General features: G+C 54.8%; 13 protein-coding genes. 7 read left to right on the forward strand and 6 right to left on the reverse strand.

Going from position 1 to position 19674, the window contains the following annotated elements; genetic code table 11:
* The 5 genes from hydA to V9K95_RS08030 are packed head-to-tail and all read left to right on the forward strand — an operon-like array spanning position 1 to position 5329.
* Positions 1 to 1467, forward strand: a complete 1467-nt coding sequence (gene hydA, locus V9K95_RS08010) for a dihydropyrimidinase (protein ID WP_307281862.1) — start codon at positions 1 to 3, stop codon at positions 1465 to 1467.
* Positions 1467 to 2306, forward strand: coding sequence for an ABC transporter ATP-binding protein (locus V9K95_RS08015; RefSeq protein ID WP_115054811.1), 840 nt, complete (start codon positions 1467 to 1469; stop codon positions 2304 to 2306). Before hydA ends, V9K95_RS08015 begins: the two co-directional genes overlap by 1 nt.
* The gene (locus V9K95_RS08020) at positions 2306 to 3202 is read left to right on the forward strand and encodes an ABC transporter permease (protein ID WP_336440232.1); all 897 of its coding nucleotides are present in this window, start codon (positions 2306 to 2308) and stop codon (positions 3200 to 3202) included. The genes V9K95_RS08015 and V9K95_RS08020 overlap by 1 nt, the downstream gene beginning before the upstream one ends.
* Positions 3199 to 4305: an ABC transporter permease gene (locus V9K95_RS08025; RefSeq protein ID WP_336440231.1), complete on the forward strand. Its 1107-nt coding sequence runs from the start codon at positions 3199 to 3201 to the stop codon at positions 4303 to 4305. Before V9K95_RS08020 ends, V9K95_RS08025 begins: the two co-directional genes overlap by 4 nt.
* A gap of 34 nt (positions 4306 to 4339) precedes the next feature.
* Entirely contained in the window at positions 4340 to 5329 is a 990-nt protein-coding gene (locus V9K95_RS08030; protein WP_115054644.1) for an ABC transporter substrate-binding protein, read from the forward strand.
* An 84-nt stretch (positions 5330 to 5413) separates the two neighbouring features.
* Here V9K95_RS08030 and ilvD read toward each other — a convergent pair whose 3' ends face one another.
* Together ilvD and V9K95_RS08040 are read right to left on the reverse strand one after the other, a co-directional pair.
* Entirely contained in the window at positions 5414 to 7267 is a 1854-nt protein-coding gene (ilvD, locus tag V9K95_RS08035; protein ID WP_115054645.1) for a dihydroxy-acid dehydratase, read from the reverse strand.
* A 186-nt stretch (positions 7268 to 7453) separates the two neighbouring features.
* The gene (locus V9K95_RS08040) at positions 7454 to 7690 is read right to left on the reverse strand and encodes an Lrp/AsnC ligand binding domain-containing protein (RefSeq protein WP_008127661.1); all 237 of its coding nucleotides are present in this window, start codon (positions 7688 to 7690) and stop codon (positions 7454 to 7456) included.
* Between the two features lie 346 nt (positions 7691 to 8036).
* Between V9K95_RS08040 and V9K95_RS08045 the strand changes: the two genes are divergently transcribed.
* Positions 8037 to 9965 carry an autotransporter assembly complex protein TamA gene (locus V9K95_RS08045; protein WP_336440230.1) on the forward strand — a complete coding sequence of 643 codons (1929 nt, stop codon included), beginning with the start codon at positions 8037 to 8039 and terminating at the stop codon, positions 9963 to 9965.
* Entirely contained in the window at positions 9962 to 14581 is a 4620-nt protein-coding gene (locus V9K95_RS08050) for a translocation/assembly module TamB domain-containing protein (RefSeq protein ID WP_336440229.1), read from the forward strand. Before V9K95_RS08045 ends, V9K95_RS08050 begins: the two co-directional genes overlap by 4 nt.
* 95 nt (positions 14582 to 14676) lie before the next feature.
* Here V9K95_RS08050 and V9K95_RS08055 read toward each other — a convergent pair whose 3' ends face one another.
* From V9K95_RS08055 to V9K95_RS08070, 4 genes are all read right to left on the reverse strand, one after another.
* Positions 14677 to 16014 (reverse strand): MFS transporter, encoded by a 1338-nt coding sequence (locus tag V9K95_RS08055; protein ID WP_115054648.1) that lies wholly within the window; start codon positions 16012 to 16014, stop codon positions 14677 to 14679.
* 176 nt (positions 16015 to 16190) lie between these two features.
* Positions 16191 to 17030: a fumarylacetoacetate hydrolase family protein gene (locus V9K95_RS08060; protein WP_336440228.1), complete on the reverse strand. Its 840-nt coding sequence runs from the start codon at positions 17028 to 17030 to the stop codon at positions 16191 to 16193.
* A gap of 33 nt (positions 17031 to 17063) precedes the next feature.
* The gene (locus V9K95_RS08065) at positions 17064 to 17816 is read right to left on the reverse strand and encodes an SDR family NAD(P)-dependent oxidoreductase (RefSeq protein ID WP_336440227.1); all 753 of its coding nucleotides are present in this window, start codon (positions 17814 to 17816) and stop codon (positions 17064 to 17066) included.
* A gap of 48 nt (positions 17817 to 17864) precedes the next feature.
* The gene (locus tag V9K95_RS08070; protein ID WP_336440226.1) at positions 17865 to 19667 is read right to left on the reverse strand and encodes an IlvD/Edd family dehydratase; all 1803 of its coding nucleotides are present in this window, start codon (positions 19665 to 19667) and stop codon (positions 17865 to 17867) included.
* Between the last annotated feature and the right edge of the window lie 7 nt (positions 19668 to 19674).

The raw sequence follows: 19674 nt of genomic DNA on the forward strand, positions 1-19674 counted from the left end.
ATGCTTGCGAAACTGATCAAAGGCGGAACAATTATTGCCGCTGACCGCACTTATAAAGCGGATGTGCTGATTGATGGCGACAAGATCGCTGCCATCGGCTCAGATCTTTCCGGCCAGGACGCCAATTGCGAAATTATTGATGCAACCGGTTGCTTTCTCATGCCCGGCGGTATCGACCCGCATACGCATCTTGAAATGCCTTTCATGGGCACCCATTCCAGCGATGATTTTGACACCGGCACCGCCGCGGCGCTGGCAGGCGGAACAACGATGGTTGTCGATTTTGTGCTCCCCGGCGAAGACGGGTTGCTTGCCGCCTTGCAGGACTGGTTCCAGAAGGCTGGCAAGGCGCGCACCGACTATTCCTTCCACATGGCGATAACCGGATGGAACAAGCAGATCTTCGACGAAATGCCCAAAGTCGTTGAACGCGGCATCAATACGTTCAAGCACTTCATGGCCTATAAGGGCGCATTGATGGTGGACGACGATGAAATGTTCGCCTCCTTTCTGCGCTGTGCCGAGATCGGCGCCATGCCGCTTGTCCACGCGGAAAATGGCGATGTGGTTGCCCATCTCCAGCAGAAGCTCCTCGCCGAAGGCAATACCGGTCCTGAAGCTCACGGCTATTCGCGCCCGCCCGAAATAGAAGGTGAGGCGGCTAACCGCGCCATCATGATCGCCGATCAGGCAGGCGTGCCGCTCTATATCGTGCATGTTTCCTGCGAACAGTCCCATGAAGCCATTCGCCGCGCGCGTGCCAAGGGTATGCGCGTCTATGGCGAACCTCTGATTCAACACCTTGTTCTGGATGAGAGTGAATATAAAAATGAGGACTGGGACTATGCCGCGCGCCGGGTCATGTCGCCGCCTTTCCGTGACAAGATCAACCAGAATGGATTGTGGGCTGGCCTTGCATCGGGAAGTCTTCAGGTCGTGGCGACAGACCATTGCGCCTTTACCACCGAGCAGAAGCGTTTTGGTGTCGGCGACTTTACCAAAATCCCAAATGGCACTGGCGGTCTGGAAGATCGCATGCCCGTGCTTTGGACCAAAGGCGTGCGTACCGGCCGCCTGACGCCAAATGAGTTTGTCGCGGTAACGTCGACCAATATCGCCCAAATTCTCAATATCTACCCGCGCAAGGGAGCGATCTTGCCGGGTTCCGATGCGGATATTGTTATCTGGGACCCCAATGCAACCAAGGTCATTTCTGCAAAGTCGCAGAAGTCGGCCATCGACTATAATGTCTTTGAGGGCATTGAAGTGACGGGCCTGCCGCGCATCACTATTTCGCGTGGAGAGATTGCCTATAGGGATGGCGAAGTGCTTGCGCCGACGGGCAGCGGACGCTTTGTCGAGCGTGAGGCCAACCCCTCTGCCAGCCGCGCACTTTCCACTTGGAAGGAACTAACCGCACCGCGTAGAGTGGATCGCGATCCGAAGAACATTCCGGCAGGCGTATGATGACAGTCGTCGCGCTCCGACCCAAGGCGAAAATAATGGCTGATGCGGCGCCAAAAAATGTAATTGATGTCAAAGACCTTTCGCTGGTCTTCCAGACCAATGATGGCCCCGTCAATGCTTTGTCGAACATCGACCTTGCAGTTAACAGCGGCGAGTTCGTTTCCTTTATCGGCCCTTCCGGTTGCGGAAAGACCACCTTGTTGCGCGTGATTGCCGATCTGGAGCAGCCCACCTCGGGTAGCATATCGGTCAATGGAATGACGCCATCGCAGGCGCGCGAAAAACGTGCCTATGGATATGTTTTCCAAGCGGCCGCGCTCTATCCTTGGCGCACCATTGGCGGCAATATTTCCCTGCCACTGGAAGTGATGGGCATACCCAAGGAGGAGCGCAAGGCGCGGATCGCCAAGAATCTCGAGCTGGTTAATCTGGCCGGTTTTGACAAGAAGTTTCCATGGCAATTATCAGGCGGCATGCAGCAACGCGCATCCATTGCCCGCGCCCTGTCTTTTGATCCCGATATGCTTTTAATGGATGAGCCCTTCGGTGCGCTGGATGAAATTGTCCGCGATCACCTCAACGAACAATTACTGAAGCTTTGGGCCAAAACGCAAAAGACAGTCATCTTTGTAACGCACTCGATTCCCGAGGCAGTTTTTCTCTCGACAAAGATCGTTGTGATGAGTCCGCGTCCGGGCCGGATACACGAAATCATCGATTGCAATCTCGGCTCTGAGCGGACGTTGGATATTCGCGAAACACCGGAATTTCTGGAAATCGCTCACCGCGTACGTGAAGGCTTGCGGCACGGTCATTCCTATGATGAGGCTCATCTGTGATGAAGGAGCGTCAAGGCCTTGCAGCCGTGCTCCACGACAGGGTGATCCCGGTCGGAACCATCCTTTTGGTCATCATCGCGCTCTGGTATGTTTTTGCCATCATTCTCAACGCGCCATTCGAACGCGACCAGGCGGCGCGTGCCAATACGACCATCTCCACGAGCCAGTTAATTGCCAATACGATGGCGCAGGAGCGGCCGGTTTTGCCTGCGCCGCATCAGGTCGCTGCTGAAATTCGCAAGACAGTTTTCGATATTGCACCAACGTCAAAGCGTAGCCTGATCTATCATGGCGGTGTCACTCTATCGTCCACGCTGCTCGGTTTCGCATTCGGCACTTTGCTTGGTATTCTTCTGGCGATCGCTATTGTGCATTCGCGCACGCTCGACAAAAGCCTGATGCCTTGGATCATCACCTCGCAAACCGTGCCGATCCTCGCCATTGCCCCGATGATTATCGTCGTGCTCAACGCGGTCAATATTACCGGGCTTTTGCCAAAGGCAATGATCTCGACCTATCTGTCGTTCTTTCCGGTGGCTGTTGGTATGGTCAAAGGTCTTCGCTCACCCGAAATCATGCACCTTGATTTGATGCGCACCTATAACGCGTCGAAGGCACAGATATTCTGGAAACTGCGCTGGCCCGCCTCCATGCCTTATCTTTTTACCTCAATGAAAATTGCCGTTGCCATCAGTCTGGTTGGTGCCATTGTCGGTGAATTGCCCACTGGAGCTGTGGCGGGTATCGGGGCACGCCTGCTTGCCGGCTCCTATTACGGTCAGACCGTGCAAATTTGGGCTGCCCTTATCGCTGCCGCACTCATGGCGGCCGTTCTTGTCAGCCTCATAGGGATTATCTCGACGCTTGTTAACCGGCGAATGGGAGTGCGCCCATGAGGTTTTCGCGCTCTCCTTTGGCCATTGCTGCCTTTGTTTTGTCCGCTGCGGCTCTTGTGGTCCCGACGGGCGCGGGTGTTCAAACCACATTATCCTATGCAACGCCGATCATGCTCTTTGTCGCTGCCGCGGTGGCGCTGTTCGCTTCTGCATCCACCTCGTCTACCATTGCGCTGCTGCTATTGGTGCATGTCTCGGCCTATTGTCTGATATCGTTGCTCAGCTTGATGGGTCCGGCAGGGGCGCTGCTTGGTTATTGGTGCATGGTTGTGGCGGCATGGCTGTTGGCTTGGCTGACAGTGCAGCGGCTTGCAAGCTGGCGTGCTGCTTCACTGGATATGCAGCGTCTGATCAATCTGGCATTGCCGGTGCTGTTCGGTGCTTGGCTGCTTATCCTTTGGGAAGTAGTGGTGCGCGGCTTCGGTGTTCCCGCAATCCTTCTGCCGCCACCATCAATGATTGCCGCGCGTATCGCGGCTTCCGTTCCCACGCTCTGGGCGGACTTCCAGCAAACTTATCTGAAGGCCGCGATTGCCGGTTATGTCATGGGTTGCGGCTCGGGTTTCCTGGCCGCGATTGTCGTTGATCGCGTGCCCTTTCTGCGCAAGGGGCTTTTACCCATTGGCAACCTGGTGGCAGCGCTGCCCGTCGTTGGCATTGCTCCGATCATGGTCATGTGGTTCGGTTCCTACTGGCAGTCCAAAGCCGCTGTTGTTGTTATTATGACGTTCTTCCCGATGCTGGTGAACACAGTTGCCGGGCTTGCTGCCTCGGGCGCCATGGAACGTGATCTCATGCGCACCTATGGTTCAACCTATGGTCAGACATTGCTCAAGCTGCGTCTACCCGCTGCCATGCCGTTCATCTTCAATGCACTTAAAATCAACTCGACTTTGGCGCTCATCGGCGCAATTGTTGCCGAGTTTTTCGGCTCCCCCATTGTCGGCATGGGTTTTCGCATTTCCGCAGAAGTTGGCCGCATGAATGTCGATATGGTCTGGGCGGAAATCTTTGTTGCCGCCCTTGCTGGTTCACTTTCCTATGGACTGATTACCCTTATCGAAAGGGCCGTCACTTTCTGGCATCCTTCCTACCGATCCTGAACATTTAAAAACAAGAACAGAGGAGAACTGAAACATGAAGAAGACCATTGCACTCTCGTTGGGACTCGCCATCAGCACCCTGATGGCCGGCTCGGCGCTGGCCGCCGATAAACTGACGCTTCAGCTCAAATGGGTCACGCAAGGGCAGTTTGCTGGCTATTATGTGGCTAAAGATAAGGGCTTCTATAAAGAGGCCAATCTGGATGTCGAGATCAAGCCAGGCGGCCCAGATGTTGCGCCGCCGCAGGTCATTGCTGGTGGTGGCGCAGATGTCGTGGTGGACTGGATGCCTTCCGCGCTTGCCACGCGTGAAAAGGGTCTTCCTCTTGTCAATATTGCCCAGCCGTTCAAGCGCTCCGGCATGATGCTGACCTGCCGCAAGGAAACGGGCATTACCAAGCCTGAAGACTTCAAGGGCAAGACGCTGGGTGTCTGGTTCGGCGGAAATGAATATCCGTTCCTGTCATGGATGAACCATCTTGGCCTGAAGACCGATGGCGGGCCGGAAGGCGTCACAGTTCTCAAACAAGGCTTCAATGTTGATCCCCTGATCCAGAAGCAAGCCGATTGCATTTCCACTATGACCTATAATGAATATTGGCAGGTAATTGATGCGGGCATTCCGGAAGATCAGCTCGTCACTTTCAAGTACGAGGATGAAAAAGTAGCAACGCTGGAAGACGGTCTTTATGTGCTCCAGAAGAGTCTCGACGATCCGGCAATGGTCGAAAAGCTGGCCCGCTTCGTCAAGGCTTCAATGAAGGGCTGGGAATATGCACGGGCCAATCCGGATGAAGCTGCTGAAATTGTGCTTGAGAATGATGCCAGCGGGGCCCAGACAGAGAAGCACCAGAAGCGCATGGTTGCTGAAATCAATAAGCTGACGGAAGGTTCAGACGGCGTGCTTGATACGGCAGCTGCCGACCGGACTGTGGAAACCTTGCTTGGTGGTGGTTCAGACCCGGTTATTACCAAGAAGCCGGAAGGTGCCTGGACAACAAAAGTTACTGATGCAGCGAAGTAAAAGTCAAAAATGCAGCCCTTGGTAAAAGGGCTGCATTTTTGTTGTGCGTGGTTCGAACCACGCACGATATTACTGCCAATCGTCTCACTCCCAATGGTCGGGAATCTGCCTTACAGCACCGCGTGCAGCGCTTGTTGCCATTGCGCCATAAGCACGCAGTGCAGTTGTGACCTTGCGCTTGCGCTTTTCTTCAGGCTTCCAGGCGGCTGAGCCCTTGGCTTCCATATGCGCACGGCGATCGGCAATGACCGCATCATCGACGGCAAGGTGAATCTTGCGGTTCGGGATGTCGATGTCGATTACATCGCCTTCCTGCACCAGACCGATCAATCCGCCTTCGGCTGCTTCCGGAGAAACGTGGCCAATGGAAAGTCCTGACGAACCGCCGGAGAAACGCCCGTCAGTGATCAAGGCACAAGCTTTGCCGAGGCCCTTGGATTTCAGATAGCTGGTTGGGTAGAGCATTTCCTGCATGCCGGGGCCGCCGCGAGGACCTTCATAACGGATCAGCACAATATCGCCCGGCTTTACGCCGCCGTTCAAAATACCAAGAACGGCGGTATCCTGACTTTCAAAAATGCGCGCAGGACCGGAGAACTTCAGAATTGACTCATCAACGCCTGCCGTTTTGACGATACAGCCATCTTCGGCAAGATTGCCGTAAAGCACAGCCAAACCGCCATCCTTGGAATAGGCATGTTCCGCATTGCGGATAACGCCCTTTTCGCGATCCAGGTCAACATCGGCAAAGCGGCGATCCTGGCTGAATGCAACCTGGGTAGGAACACCGCCCGGCGCTGCCTTGAAGAAATCATGGACAGACTGGTTCTTGCTGCGCATCACATCCCAGCGATCAAGCGCTGCGCCCAGATTTGCTGCATGAACGGAGTAAACTGAGGTATCAAGCAAACCTGCCCGATCAAGCTCGCCAAGAATGCCCATGACGCCACCCGCATGATGTACGTCTTCCATATGCACATTGGCAACAGCAGGAGCCACCTTGCACAGTACGGGAACGCGACGGGAAAGCCGGTCAATATCGCTCATGGTGAAATCGACTTCGCCTTCATGCGCCGCCGCAAGCAGGTGGAGAACAGTATTGGTCGAACCGCCCATCGCGATATCGAGCGTCATCGCGTTCTCAAAGGCGGCAAAGGATGCGATGGCGCGTGGCAGCGCTGTTTCATCATCCTGTTCGTAGTAGCGACGGGCCAGATCAACAATGAGGTGCCCGGCTTCAACGAACAGACGCCGCCGATCCGCATGGGTAGCCAGCGTTGAACCATTGCCCGGTAGTGACAAGCCCAGTGCTTCGGTCAGACAGTTCATAGAATTGGCGGTGAACATGCCCGAGCAGGAACCGCAAGTCGGGCAGGCAGAACGCTCAATAGCCGTTACTTCCGCATCGGAAATGCGGTCATCAGCAGCGGCAACCATGGCATCAACCAGATCGAGCTTCTTTTCCTTGTCATCCCAGGTAACCTTGCCGGCTTCCATCGGGCCGCCGGAAACGAAGACAACAGGAATGTTCAGCCGCAAGGCCGCCATCAGCATGCCTGGCGTGATCTTGTCGCAATTGGAAATGCAGACCATAGCGTCGGCGCAATGGGCATTGACCATATACTCAACGCTATCGGCGATGATCTCGCGCGATGGCAGCGAATAGAGCATGCCATCATGTCCCATGGCGATGCCGTCATCGACTGCAATCGTATTGAATTCCTTGGCAACACCGCCCGCGCTTTCGATTTCACGCGCCACCAACTGGCCAAGATCTTTCAGATGCACGTGGCCAGGCACGAACTGAGTGAACGAGTTTACGACGGCAATAATTGGCTTGCCGAAATCCTCGTCCTTCATACCGGTGGCGCGCCAAAGGCCGCGGGCACCGGCCATGTTGCGGCCATGTGTGGTTGTACGTGAACGATAGGGCGGCATTTTCAAACTATCCTGATAGTGAATTGCAAAAGAAACAATCTATAGAAGAACAGCTTCTTAGGCAAAGAATGGAATTTTGTTACCCGAATGCGGTGTTTTTATTGCAAACATTACATAGGGGACATTATTATCGCATGAAACGAGACTTAATGTCTCGGTTATCCGCTTAAAATTGCTGCCTGAGGGTCAAAATGCCGTGAAAGTCATGGTCGTCAGCGAGCGCGCAATACCTTGGATGTCGAGCACATTGTCATTAATGAACTTGCCGACATCCTGGTCTTCGGGAATGTATATCTTCGCCAGCAGATCGAAATTGCCGCTGGTCGAATAGAGTTCCGAGACGATCTCGCGCTCAAAAAGGGCAGCCGCAACTTCATAGGTTTTGCCAGGGAAGCATTGCAACTGCAGGAATACGGGTTTCATTCATATGCTCCGGAGGGACTGATTGGTTGCGGCTAATCTATTTGGGTTGCAGGGATAGCGCAATCACAGGTTTTCACGCGGAGCTTTCCAGCCGATTTAATAAACAATACAGCCGCCAATAAAAAGTGACCGCGTCGGGTTCCCTCGTAAACGCCTGTTTTGTGGCGATATGGTCACAACGACAGTTTCGGATAGGTTGTGTAATGCCTTTGCGGGTTGGCCTGTATTAACCACCATGTTATCGTTTTCTTAAGCTAGAGAGGCGAATTTTAACGATCACGGGATATGGGGTAATCATTCCTGTTGGTTTGTGTCATTTTGTTTGAGTTAGGGATTATACTGGTTGATGGACTTCAAGCGCCCACAGGCCAGTTTGTTTGCCGCCGCATTGCTGGCTTGCTCAGCCCTTGTATCGCCCGCGCACGCGTTCGAAATCTTCGGCATTCATTTGTGGGGTGAGAAAAAAGACGATGACGCGGATTCCGTCATTGCTGATCCGCAAAAATATACCGTAGAAATCGCCAACGAAGAAAACGAAGAGACCAAAAAGCTCGTCGAAGGTGCTTCCAGCCTTGTCGCTGATAAGGACAAGCCTGCCTCCGGTGCCGCAGGGCTTCTAGCCAAAGCCAGAGGGGATTATCGCCGTATTCTTGGCGCGCTTTACGCCGATGGTCGTTATGGCGGCAATATCAGCATTAAAGTTGATGGGCGTGAGGCGAGTGATCTTCCTCCCGACACGGTTTTGCCAGATCCCGCAGCCGTGTCAATTTCGGTCGATCCGGGACCGCAGTTTCTTTTCTCTACCGCACGCATCAAGAATGTCGCTCCTCCGCCGGTCGACAAGAAGGATATTGTCGATCTGCCTGAAAATCAGGGGTTCGTGGTGGGCGATATTGCCCGTTCCACGTCAATCGTAAAGGCAGAGCGCCTTGCTGTTGATGCATGGCGCGAGCAGGGCCATCCCAAGGCGAAGATCGTTTCGCGCAACGTCACCGCCGATCACGACAACAGCAAAGTTGATGCGATTATCGATGTTGATCCCGGTCGCCGCGCATCGTTCGGCCAGACGCAGGTCACCGGTACCGAGCGCATGGATCCTGAGTTTGTCGCCTTCATCACGGGTCTGGAGCCCGGACGCGAATATGATCCTGACGAGATCGAGCGCGCCAAAAAGCGTCTGTCTCGACTTGAGGTGTTCCGCTCGGCCCGTATCGAAGAAGCAGACGCCATCACAAGCGATGGGCTTCTGCCGATTACAGTTGCCGTGCAGGAGCAGAAGCTGCGCCGCTTCGGTGTTGGTGGCAGCTATTCGACCCTGGACGGCGCCGGTTTTGAGACCTATTGGCAGCACCGCAATCTTTTTGGCCGGGCCGAGCGTCTGCGGTTCGATGCCAAAATCGGTGGCATTGGCGGGCAATCCTACGACCCACAGGACTATAATTACATGCTGGGTGTCAGTTTCACCAAGCCTGGTGTCTGGACGCCGGATACGGATTTCATTTCCTCGCTGATTGGCGAGCGCAAGGTTCTGGATGCCTATACGCAGACTTCAGTCACTGCTGAAGCTGGCTTAACCCATATATTTTCGGACGAGCTTTCCGGCAAACTCACTGCGAGTGTCTCGAAGTCGAAATTTGAAGATGATTTCTTCGGAAGCCGTGATTTCCTGACAGTGGGTGTCCTTGGCGGGCTGACCTATGACAGCCGCGACAGCAAGGTTGATCCAAAGAATGGCTATTATCTTGAGGGGCTTTTGTCGCCATTCTACGAAGTAGAATATGGCAACTTCGCCACCAAATTTACGGCGGAAGGGCGCACCTATTACGGTTTCGGTGCCGATGATCGTTTCGTCCTCGCCGGGCGTCTGAAGCTTGGGTCGATTGTTGGCGCTGAAATCGGCGAGCTGCCACCGGATCAACTGTTCTTTGCTGGTGGGGGTGGTTCAGTTCGCGGCTATGCCTATCGCAATATTGGCGTGAATGTCAGCCGCGATGGCGATAATTATGTGATCGGCGGACGCTCGCTTGTCGAAAGCTCGGTGGAAGCACGCGTGCGCCTTACCGATACGATCGGCGCGGTCGGCTTTGTCGATGCGGGCTATGTCGGCGAAGAATCTTTCCCGGATTTTGCAGAGCAGCTACGGCTCGGTGTTGGCGCGGGCATAAGGTATAATACCGGCCTTGGTCCGATCCGGCTTGATGTTGCCGTTCCGCTTGACCGGACCGATGACGATCCAAGTTTTGCTTTCTACGTTGGCATAGGACAGGCGTTTTGATCCGGATACTTGCAACCCTTCTCTTGCTCCTTATCGTCGGCCCGTCCGTGGCGCAGTCGCCTGCGCCTGCCAGCGCCGAGGCAGAGAAGTCATATTTTCTCAGCTTTGTTGAAAACCAGCTATCGACACCAAATCGTCAGATTGTGATCTCTGAAATTCAGGGCGTGCTTTCCTCCGAAGCAAATATTGGCAGCATCACGGTTGCGGATCGCCAAGGTATCTGGCTGAAGATCACCAATGCCCGCATCGTCTGGAGCCGCCTTGCGCTGCTGCGTGGACGTCTGGATATCAATACGCTGGCGGCAGACTCCATCGATGTCATGCGCAAGCCGCTACCGGACGAAGGTTTGCCTTCGCCGGAAGCGAAAGGTTTCAGCCTGCCGGAACTACCGCTTGCGGTTATTCTTCAGGAGTTGAAGATCGGTCGCGTAGCGTTTGGCGATACAGTTTTTGGCCTGAAATCAGAGATTTCCGTTGCGGGAAATCTGACGCTTGACGGCGGCTCGCTCGATTCTAATTTGCAGATAAAGCGTCTGGATGGTCCAGGCGGCGATTTCACGATCAAAGCCGCTTATGTCAATGAGAGCCAGCAGCTTGATCTCGACCTTTTGCTGAACGAACCGGCGAATGGCATTATGGCCAACCTTCTTAATATTGAAGGACGCCCGCCTGTTGTCATGGCGTTGAAGGGCTCCGGCCCATTAAGCGATCTGGCTTTGCAGTTGACCCTCGACGCAGCGGGCAAGCGCGTTCTTACCGGCAATACCAAGATTGATCGCCAGGCTGACGGGCTTGGTTTCAAGACGACGCTGGACGGCGAAGTTGCAGCCCTTATCCCGCCGATATTTCGTGATTTCTTCGGTAATGACACTGCTTTGGTGGTCAATGGCGTGGTACGTGATGCCGGTGGATTTGCGCTTGACCGTCTCAGTATCAAAAGCAATGCGCTGCTGGTTGATGCCACAGGTGAGACCACGAATGACGGGTTCCTGCGCCGATTGAAGGTCGACGCAACGATAGCCGACCCAACGGGCAAGAAGGTTATTCTGCCTGTTGCCGGCGGTCAGACCACTGTCGATAAGGCGGTCTTCGCCGTCGATTTCGGCACGAATGCAAATGCAAATGATGCCTGGTCAAGCACTTTGGAAGTCACCAACCTGACAACGGAAATGTTTGCCGCCAAGTCGGCCAACCTTGTCGCCAAAGGCTTGGCTCAAAATATTGATGACCCTGCGGCCCGTTCGCTGACCTATGATTTAAACGGCGACATTTCCGGTATCACCGCAAAACGGGCAGATATAGCTGAAGCCCTCGGTGATCTTGTCCAGCTTAAGATCAATGGCGACTGGAAGGCTGGTACCCCTGTCAATCTTAAGCAGGCCTTGATCGCGGCCAATGGATTGAGTGCTTCTCTGACGGGCACGATCAGCGAATTCGCCTATCGCGGCGATATTCTTGTTAAAGCTTCAAGCATCTCGCCCTTCTCGGCGCTTGCCGGCCGGGAATTGGCCGGTTCGCTTGACCTGAAAGCCAACGGTCTTGTTGAGGCGTTGACAGGCGGTTTTGATCTGATGCTGGACGGCAATGCTACGGGTATGAAGCTTGGCATCGATGCAGCCGATAAAGTGCTGGCGGGCGAAACACGGATCACCGGCGGCCTCGCCCGTGGCGAAAACGGGCTGAGTGCCAAGAATTTCAAGATCGAAAATCCGCAGACGCTTGTCACCGCCAATGGAACATTTGCCAGCGGTGCCGCCAATTTCGACTTTGGCCTCGACCTTACCGATCTGGCACTTCTTTCGGAGAAGGCGGGCGGGGCATTGAAGGTAAAGGGCAGCGCGCGCGGTCAGGACAAGATCATCGCCCTTGCCTTTAATGCGGGTGTGCCGCAGGGCACATTATCGGGACGCAAGCTGACCGAAGGCGATATTTCGTTCAATGGAACGCTGCTTGAAGACAATATTGACGGCAAGCTTTCAGGCTTGGCTTTTCTCGATGGCATCCGCGCGGATCTTTCCACCGAGATCGCGTTACGCAAAGATGAGAAACGCCTCAGCAATTTGTTGTTTATCGCGGGTGGAACGCGTCTGCGCGGTGATGTTACGCAAGACAAAAAAGGATTGCTGCAAGGCAATCTGACGCTGAGTTCCGCCGATGTGTCCACCGCCGCTGCGCTCTTCCTAGTCGAAGCGACAGGCAAGGCCGATGCGACGATTGCGCTATCGCATGATGACGATAAGCAGAACCTCGATGTCAAAGGACAGATTGATAGTCTCAAGGCTAATAATGTTGCCATTGGCAAAGCAGAGATTGCGCTTGTGGCACAGGATATTTTCAATGTTCCAGCCGCCAACGGCACGGTAAGCGCAACCAATATTTCGGCCTCCGGAATTGATATTACAAGCCTTGACGCCCAGGCGAACCAGAGCGGTAAGGCTACGAATTTCACTCTTGATGCAGCGCTGAAAAACGGCGCGAAAACATCCCTTGGCGGCGCTCTTGAACCCACGGATAAAGGTTATCTGCTGTCGCTGGCAAAGGCGGAACTGACACGTGAGAAGCTTGCGGCCCGCCTCGTACAGCCCGCAGCAATCAATGTTGCTGGTAGTGATGTCTCATTTGGTGACATCATCCTTGATATCGGCAATGGCAAGGTGACCGTCAGTGGTGAAGTTGCCCAAACGCTCAATCTGGCGGTTGCGATTGAGAAACTGCCGCTAGATATCGCCAATACGATCAAACCTGATCTTGGGCTCGGCGGAGAAATCAATGGCACCGCCAAGATCGGTGGTACGCGCGAGAAGCCGGACGTCAATTTCGACATGCAAGCGCGCGGCATAACGGCAGCAGCACTGAAGAAAGCGGGTCTTGAAGCGCTTAATCTTGATGCCAAAGGCACATCAACGACTGACCAGTTAAATGTCGATGCCCATTTGACCGGGGCAAATGGATTGGACGCTTCGGCACGCGGATCGGTGCCTTTGGCACAGGGCCAGCTTGGCGTCGATCTCGATCTGAAGAGTTTCCCGCTGACGACTCTCAACGGCATTGTCAAAGATCAGAACCTCGCGGGCGCTGTTTCCGGCCGCGGTCGTGTTACAGGCACATTGCAAAAGCCAAATGCGGAGTTTGACCTGAAGGGTTCGAGCATTTCCGCCAAGCCCTTGCAGGAAGCCGGGCTAGCCCCTCTGCAACTGACGGCAGCAGGACGCTTCGCCAATGAGCGCCTTTCACTTTCTTCCGCAAAGGTCGATGGACCGCAGGGCTTTACAGTATCAGCCAGTGGTGAAGTTCCCATTTCCGACAACGGACTTGGCATCAATGTCACCGGTAATATTCCGCTGTCTCTGGCTAACCGCTTCCTCGCAGATCGCGGAACACAGGCCAAGGGCAATATTGATGTCACGGCCAATGTAACCGGCAGCTTTGCCCAACCACAAATTCGCGGCATGTTCTCGGCCAATGGTGCGGAAATCATGGATCCGGAATCGAATCTGCGCTTGCAGCGGATTACCCTGCTTGGCAGCATGGAGGGCACGACTGTCACAATCCGCACGCTGACGGCCGGGATTTCAACAGGTGGTACTGTCAGCGCGACAGGTACGATCTCAACGGATGCTGCTGCGAATTTCCCCGCTAATATTGATATCAAGCTGGATAAGGCGCGCTATGCCGACGGCAATCTTGTTGTCGCCACTGTGACGGGCGCGCTGGGCATCAATGGTCCTCTGACCCGTGATCCCGTCATTGCTGGTAACATCAATATTGATCGCGCTGAAATCACTGTTCCGGAAACCTTTGGGGGTCCGTCGGCGGTTATCGACGTAAAGCATAAAGATGCTTCGAAGAAGGTTCAACAAACACTTAAGCGTGCCAAGGCTGATCAGCGCGAGGTCGCAACACCGACATCGCGTCCAAGTGTGGTGCGGCTCGATATCAATGTTACAGCACCCAACAAGATCTTCGTGCGTGGTCGCGGCCTTGATGCGGAGATCGGCGGTTCCGTGCGATTGACCGGTCCTGCCACAAATGTTCAGCCTGTAGGCGGTTTTGATCTCATCCGTGGCCGTCTTGGCATTCTTGGCCAGCGCATCACCTTCACGGAAGGTCAGGTCACGCTGGTTGGCGATCTTGATCCTGAAATCAACTTCGTTGCCACTACCCAAAGCAGCGACATAACCGTCAGTGTGACTGTAAAGGGCCGCGTATCCGATTTGCAGATTGTCTTCTCGTCGCAGCCGGAACTGCCGCAGGATGAAGTCATGGCGCGCTTGATCTTCAACCGCTCAATCAGCGAATTGACGCCGTTGCAAATTGCGCGTCTGGCAACTGCCGCTGCGGAACTGGCAGGTGGTTCAAACTCGTCGCTCATCGACAGCCTGCGCAAGAGCACGGGCCTTGATGACCTTGATGTCGTCACTGACAGCGAAGGCAATGCCGGTGTGCGTGCGGGGCGTTATATCAGGGATAATATTTATCTGGGGGTCGAGGCAGGTGCCGGTGGTAACACCAAGGGTACAATCAACCTCGACATTACGCCCAATCTGAAAGCCAAGGGTGCCGTTGGCAGCGATGGCGATTCCGGCGCTGGTCTGTTCTTCGAAAAAGACTACTAAGTGCATTTCCAGCAAAGGTGCGAAGCGGCTTCGCATTTGGGCAATGCATAAAAACCTATGAAAAAGGGCGGTGCAAAGCACCGCCCTTAATGTTTTTAGCCGCGTGCTGGCAGAACTGGCAGTGGCTCCGCACGGCCTACGACAAATGCGTAGTTGAACGCGCCGATGACGGCGACGCCGGCAGCCAGAGCGAATGACGGAATATAGTTTCCATTAAACACATCAAGCAGATAGCCAAATAGGAACGGGCTGATAATGCCTGCAATGTTTGAGGCAAAGTTCTGGATGCCGCCAATTGATGCCACATGATGCGAGCTTGGCGCAACGTCTGCTGGCAGCGACCAGATTGCCGTGGCCGCAACAGCCAGACTGCTGTAGGAAATCGCAAGGAAGATCAGCGCCATATAGAGCGATGTCACCATTGCAGCGGGTAGAATGGCCGCGCCACCAAGCAGACCGCCAACCATGATGATCTTGCGGATTGTCGTCACGTCGGCACCATTGCGAATAGCGCGATCGGCCCAGATGCCTGCCGCCCATGCCGCAGCAACAGCGGTAAGGCCTGGGATCATCCCGAATGTGCCAAGCTCGGCCAGATTGAGGCCGCGCGCATTCTTCAGATAATCGGGGAACCAGGTCAGGAAGAAATAGATGACGAAGTTCAGGCAGAAGAAGCCGATCATCATGCCCCAAACGGTGCGATAACGGAAAAGGTCGCGCCACCGGATTTTTACCGCTTCCGCATCGTCATTCTCTTCCGTGCGCCCACCATTATCGGTGATGTATTGACGCTCCAGATCGTTTGCGCCCGGATGGTCGGCAGGGTCGCGATACATCATGTACCAGAAGAACGCCCATACAAGGCCGAGCGCGCCGAGGATGATGAATGAATAGTGCCAAGTCGCGAGCGCGATAATGCCGGTCACGATAGGCAATGCGAGAACAGTGCCAACGCGTGAGCCGGAGTCGATGACTGCGGTAGCGAAAGCGCGCTCGCTTTTTGGAAACCAGCGCGATGCGGCCTTGGTTGCGCTTGGGTAGGCCGGGGCCTCACCCGCTCCCAAAGCAAAACGCATGCCGAAGAAGCCCCAGAAAGTCGTGGCGAGCGGTGTCAGCGCCGTGAATACAGACCACCAGACGGCAGCAAGAGAAAAGGACCGGCGCGCGCCGACCTTATCGGTAAACCAGCCAGCGATCAGCATCATGCCGTCATAGGCCCAGAAGAACGCGCCGAAGATCAATCCCTTCTCGGCATTGCTGAGGTTGAGGCCAAGTTCAGCATCGATATAGGGCAAAGCCACGCTCATATTGGCGCGGTCAAGATAATTCATTGTCAGACCAAGAAAGCACATCGCGAGAATGATGTAGCGAACCTTGCTGGCACCCGCTGGAGCCTTCCGTGGGGGATGGGCAGCTTTTGTAGCTGAGGACATTTTGTACTCCTTTGCCGCCAAAAGGCGGAGACAATTGTGCGTGGTTCGACGAGGCTCACCATGAGGACTGGGATTGGGCTGCAAAAACACTTGCAACGTCGAAGATTGATCTTGCAATCCTCAATTTCCCTCATGGTGAGCTTGTCGAACCACGCAGAACTGATGTGCAGGTTAAATTAAGCTTGTACGACCTGCTGGCGCTGTTCGCCCAGACCCTCAATACCGAGCGTTATGATATCGCCTTCCTTGAGAAACACATTCGGCTTTTGGCCAAGGCCAACGCCGGGAGGTGTGCCGGTCGAGATGATGTCGCCCGGATGCAGGCTCATGAATTGCGACAGGTAGGAAACCAGATATTTCACGCCATAGACCATCGTCGCCGATGTGCCGTCCTGATAGCGATGGCCATTGACTTCCAGCCACATCTTCAGGTCTTGCGGGTCCTTGATTTCATCCTTGGTCACAAGCCAGGGGCCTGTCGGGCCAAATGTGTCGCAGCTCTTACCCTTGGTCCACTGTCCTTGACGTTCAGCCTGGAAGGCGCGCTCGGAAACATCATTGATCAGGCAATAGCCCGCAACATAGTCCATTGCCTCATCTTCGCTGACATATTTGGCATGTTTGCCGATTACAACGCCAAGCTCGACTTCCCAGTCTGTCTTCAGCGAGGAGCGGGGAATTTCCACATTATCGTTCGGGCCGACAATCGCCGATGTGGCCTTCATGAAAATGATTGGCTCCGGCGGCACGGTCGCGCCGGTTTCGGCGGCATGGTCGGAATAGTTCAGGCCGATGCAGATAAATTTGCCGGTTCCAGAAACGCAGGCGCCATAGCGGTCTACTTCAACGAGTGGCAGTGAAGCGGGATCGATCGCAGCGAGTTTCTTCAAGCCCTCGGGTGAAATTGCTTCACCGGCTATATCCTTCACGTGGCCGGAAAGATCGCGGACATTGCCGTCCTCGTCGACAAGACCGGGTTTTTCCTGGCCGAGCGGGCCATAACGCAAGAGTTTCATTGGTCAACCTTCTCTTCACTGGTGGGTAGTGGCCTAGTATGTAGCACGGCCACCGGAAATGTCGAATACTGCTCCGGTCGTGAATGAGCATTCTTCACTGGCAATCCACGTAATCAGCGCGGCAAGCTCATCAACTTTGCCAAAACGCTGCATCGGAATCTTCGAAAGCATGTAATCGATGAACTCCGGCTTCAATTGCTGGAGGATGGGCGTATCAACGGTAGCCGGTGTTATCACGTTGACGGTAATTCCATCACCGGCAAGTTCCTTGCCCAGCGATTTTGTCAGGCCGATGACCGCAGCCTTTGATGCGCTATAGGCCGAGGCATTGGGGTTGCCCTCCTTGCCCGCAATGGAAGCAACATTGACGATCCGGCCATAGCCGTTCTTCTGCATGACCGGCACGACAAATCGATTGCAATAAAACAATCCGTGCAGATTGATTTCAAAGACCTGTTTCCACTGATCAATGGGGTAGTCGGCAACCTTGGCATTGGGTCCGGCTATTCCCGCCGAGCAGACAAGCACGTCGATCTTGCCAAAGGCAGATACGGTTTCCTGCGTGGCCTTCTCGACCTGGTCAGGATCGGACACATCAAGACTGACACCGTGGGAGGAGGCTCCAAGCGCTGCCTCTGCCTCCTCGATCTTTGCTGCATCGACGTCCCACAGAGTGACCGTGCCGCCCTCCGACACGATCCGCTCTGCTGTTCTGAAACCTATGCCGGAGGCACCGCCGGTTATAACCGCGTGCCTCCCCTCATAGCGCCGTATGGAATTCGCCATGCTTCCTCCCGATATATGGCTTTTGCATCTGTCAGGGCGTCCGGCGATTTAGTGATTATCGCGTGGAAGCCCCTTGGTCTGAGCAATGCGCTGGTAGTCAACGGCAGGTTTCAAAACCATGCCTTCATCAAGCTGACCGACCATGCCGCGCTGGATTTCCTGCCACGGCGTCTGGCTTGCCGGATATTTATAGCCGCCCGCAGCGATCAGATCGTCCTTGCGCTTTTGCAATTCCTCATCGTCGATCAGAATGTTTGCAGTGCCCTTGTTGAGATCAATGCGCAGATGATCGCCGGAGCGAACGAGCGCAAGTCCGCCATTGACCGCTGCTTCCGGCGAGGCGTTGAGGATGGATGGGGAACCGGATGTGCCGGATTGACGGCCATCGCCAAGACAAGGCAGCGCATGGATACCCTGCTTCAGCAGATAGGCTGGCGGCTGCATATTGACCACCTCTGCCGCACCTGGATAGCCGATCGGCCCAGTGCCGCGCATGATCAGAATGCTGTTCTCGCTAAGGCCAAGCGCCGGATCGTCGATGCGGTGATGATAGTCTTCCGGTCCGTCAAAAACTTCGGCAATGCCTTCAAAGGCCTCCAGGTCATCCGGATTGGATAGATAGCGCTGGCGGAATTCCTCGGAAATAACGCTCGTCTTCATAATGGCGCTGTCAAAGAGATTGCCCTTGAGGTTGATAAATCCGGCCTTCTTTTTCAGCGGCGCATCATAGGTCTTGATCACATCCGTGTTAAGGTTTTCTGCATGTTCGCAGTTGGTGCCGATGCTTTGGCCGTTGACCGTTACAGCGCCCGGATGCGGAAGTTTCCCGGCCTTCATCAGTTCGGCAACCACGGCAGGCACGCCGCCCGCGCGATGATAGTCCTCACCCAGATATTCACCGGCTGGTTGCAAATTAACCAGAAGCGGCACGTCATGGCCGATTTCCTGCCAATCATCATTGTCCAGCGGAATATTGAGATGGCGTGCAATGGCATTCAGATGGATCGGTGCATTTGTCGATCCGCCAATCGCGGAATTGATAACAATGGCATTTTCGAAGGCGGCCCGTGTCATGATATCGGATGGCTTCAGATCTTCGTGTACCATGTCGACGATGCGTTTGCCGGTGTCATAGGCAATCTGGCCGCGTTCGCGATAAGGCGCGGGGATGGCTGCGCCGCCCGGCAATTCCATACCAAGTGCTTCGGCTAGCGAATTCATGGTGGTAGCAGTGCCCATCGTATTGCAGTACCCGACCGACGGCGCCGATGATGCGACGATATCCATGAACTGGTCATAGTTGATTTCGCCAGAGGTGAGCTTCTCGCGTGACTTCCAGACGATGGTGCCGGAGCCGGTGCGCTCGCCGCGATGCCAGCCATTCAGCATGGGTCCGACTGACAGCGCTATAGCTGGAATGTTCACCGTGGCGGCGCCCATCAACATGGCTGGCGTGGTCTTGTCGCAACCGATGGTGAGAACAACGCCATCAAGCGGATAGCCGAAGAGAACTTCAACGAGGCCGAGATAGGCAAGGTTGCGGTCGAGTGCTGCGCCGGGGCGCTTGCCGGTTTCCTGGATCGGATGAACCGGAAACTCGAAAGGAATGCCACCAGCAGCAATGATACCGTCACGCACGCGCTTGGCCAGTTCAATATGGTGCCGGTTACAAGGTGAAATATCCGAACCGGTCTGTGCGATGCCGATGATCGGCTTGCCCGATTGCAATTCGCCGCGGGTCAGGCCGTAATTCAGATAGCGCTCAAGATAAAGCGCGGTCATCCCCGGATTGTCAGGATTGTCGAACCATTCCTGAGAACGCAGTTTTTTCGGGGCTTTGTTGCTGGTCATTTAAGTA

The sequence above is a fragment of the Phyllobacterium sp. CCNWLW183 genome, assembly GCF_037203775.1.
Lineage (GTDB): Bacteria > Pseudomonadota > Alphaproteobacteria > Rhizobiales > Rhizobiaceae > Phyllobacterium > Phyllobacterium ifriqiyense.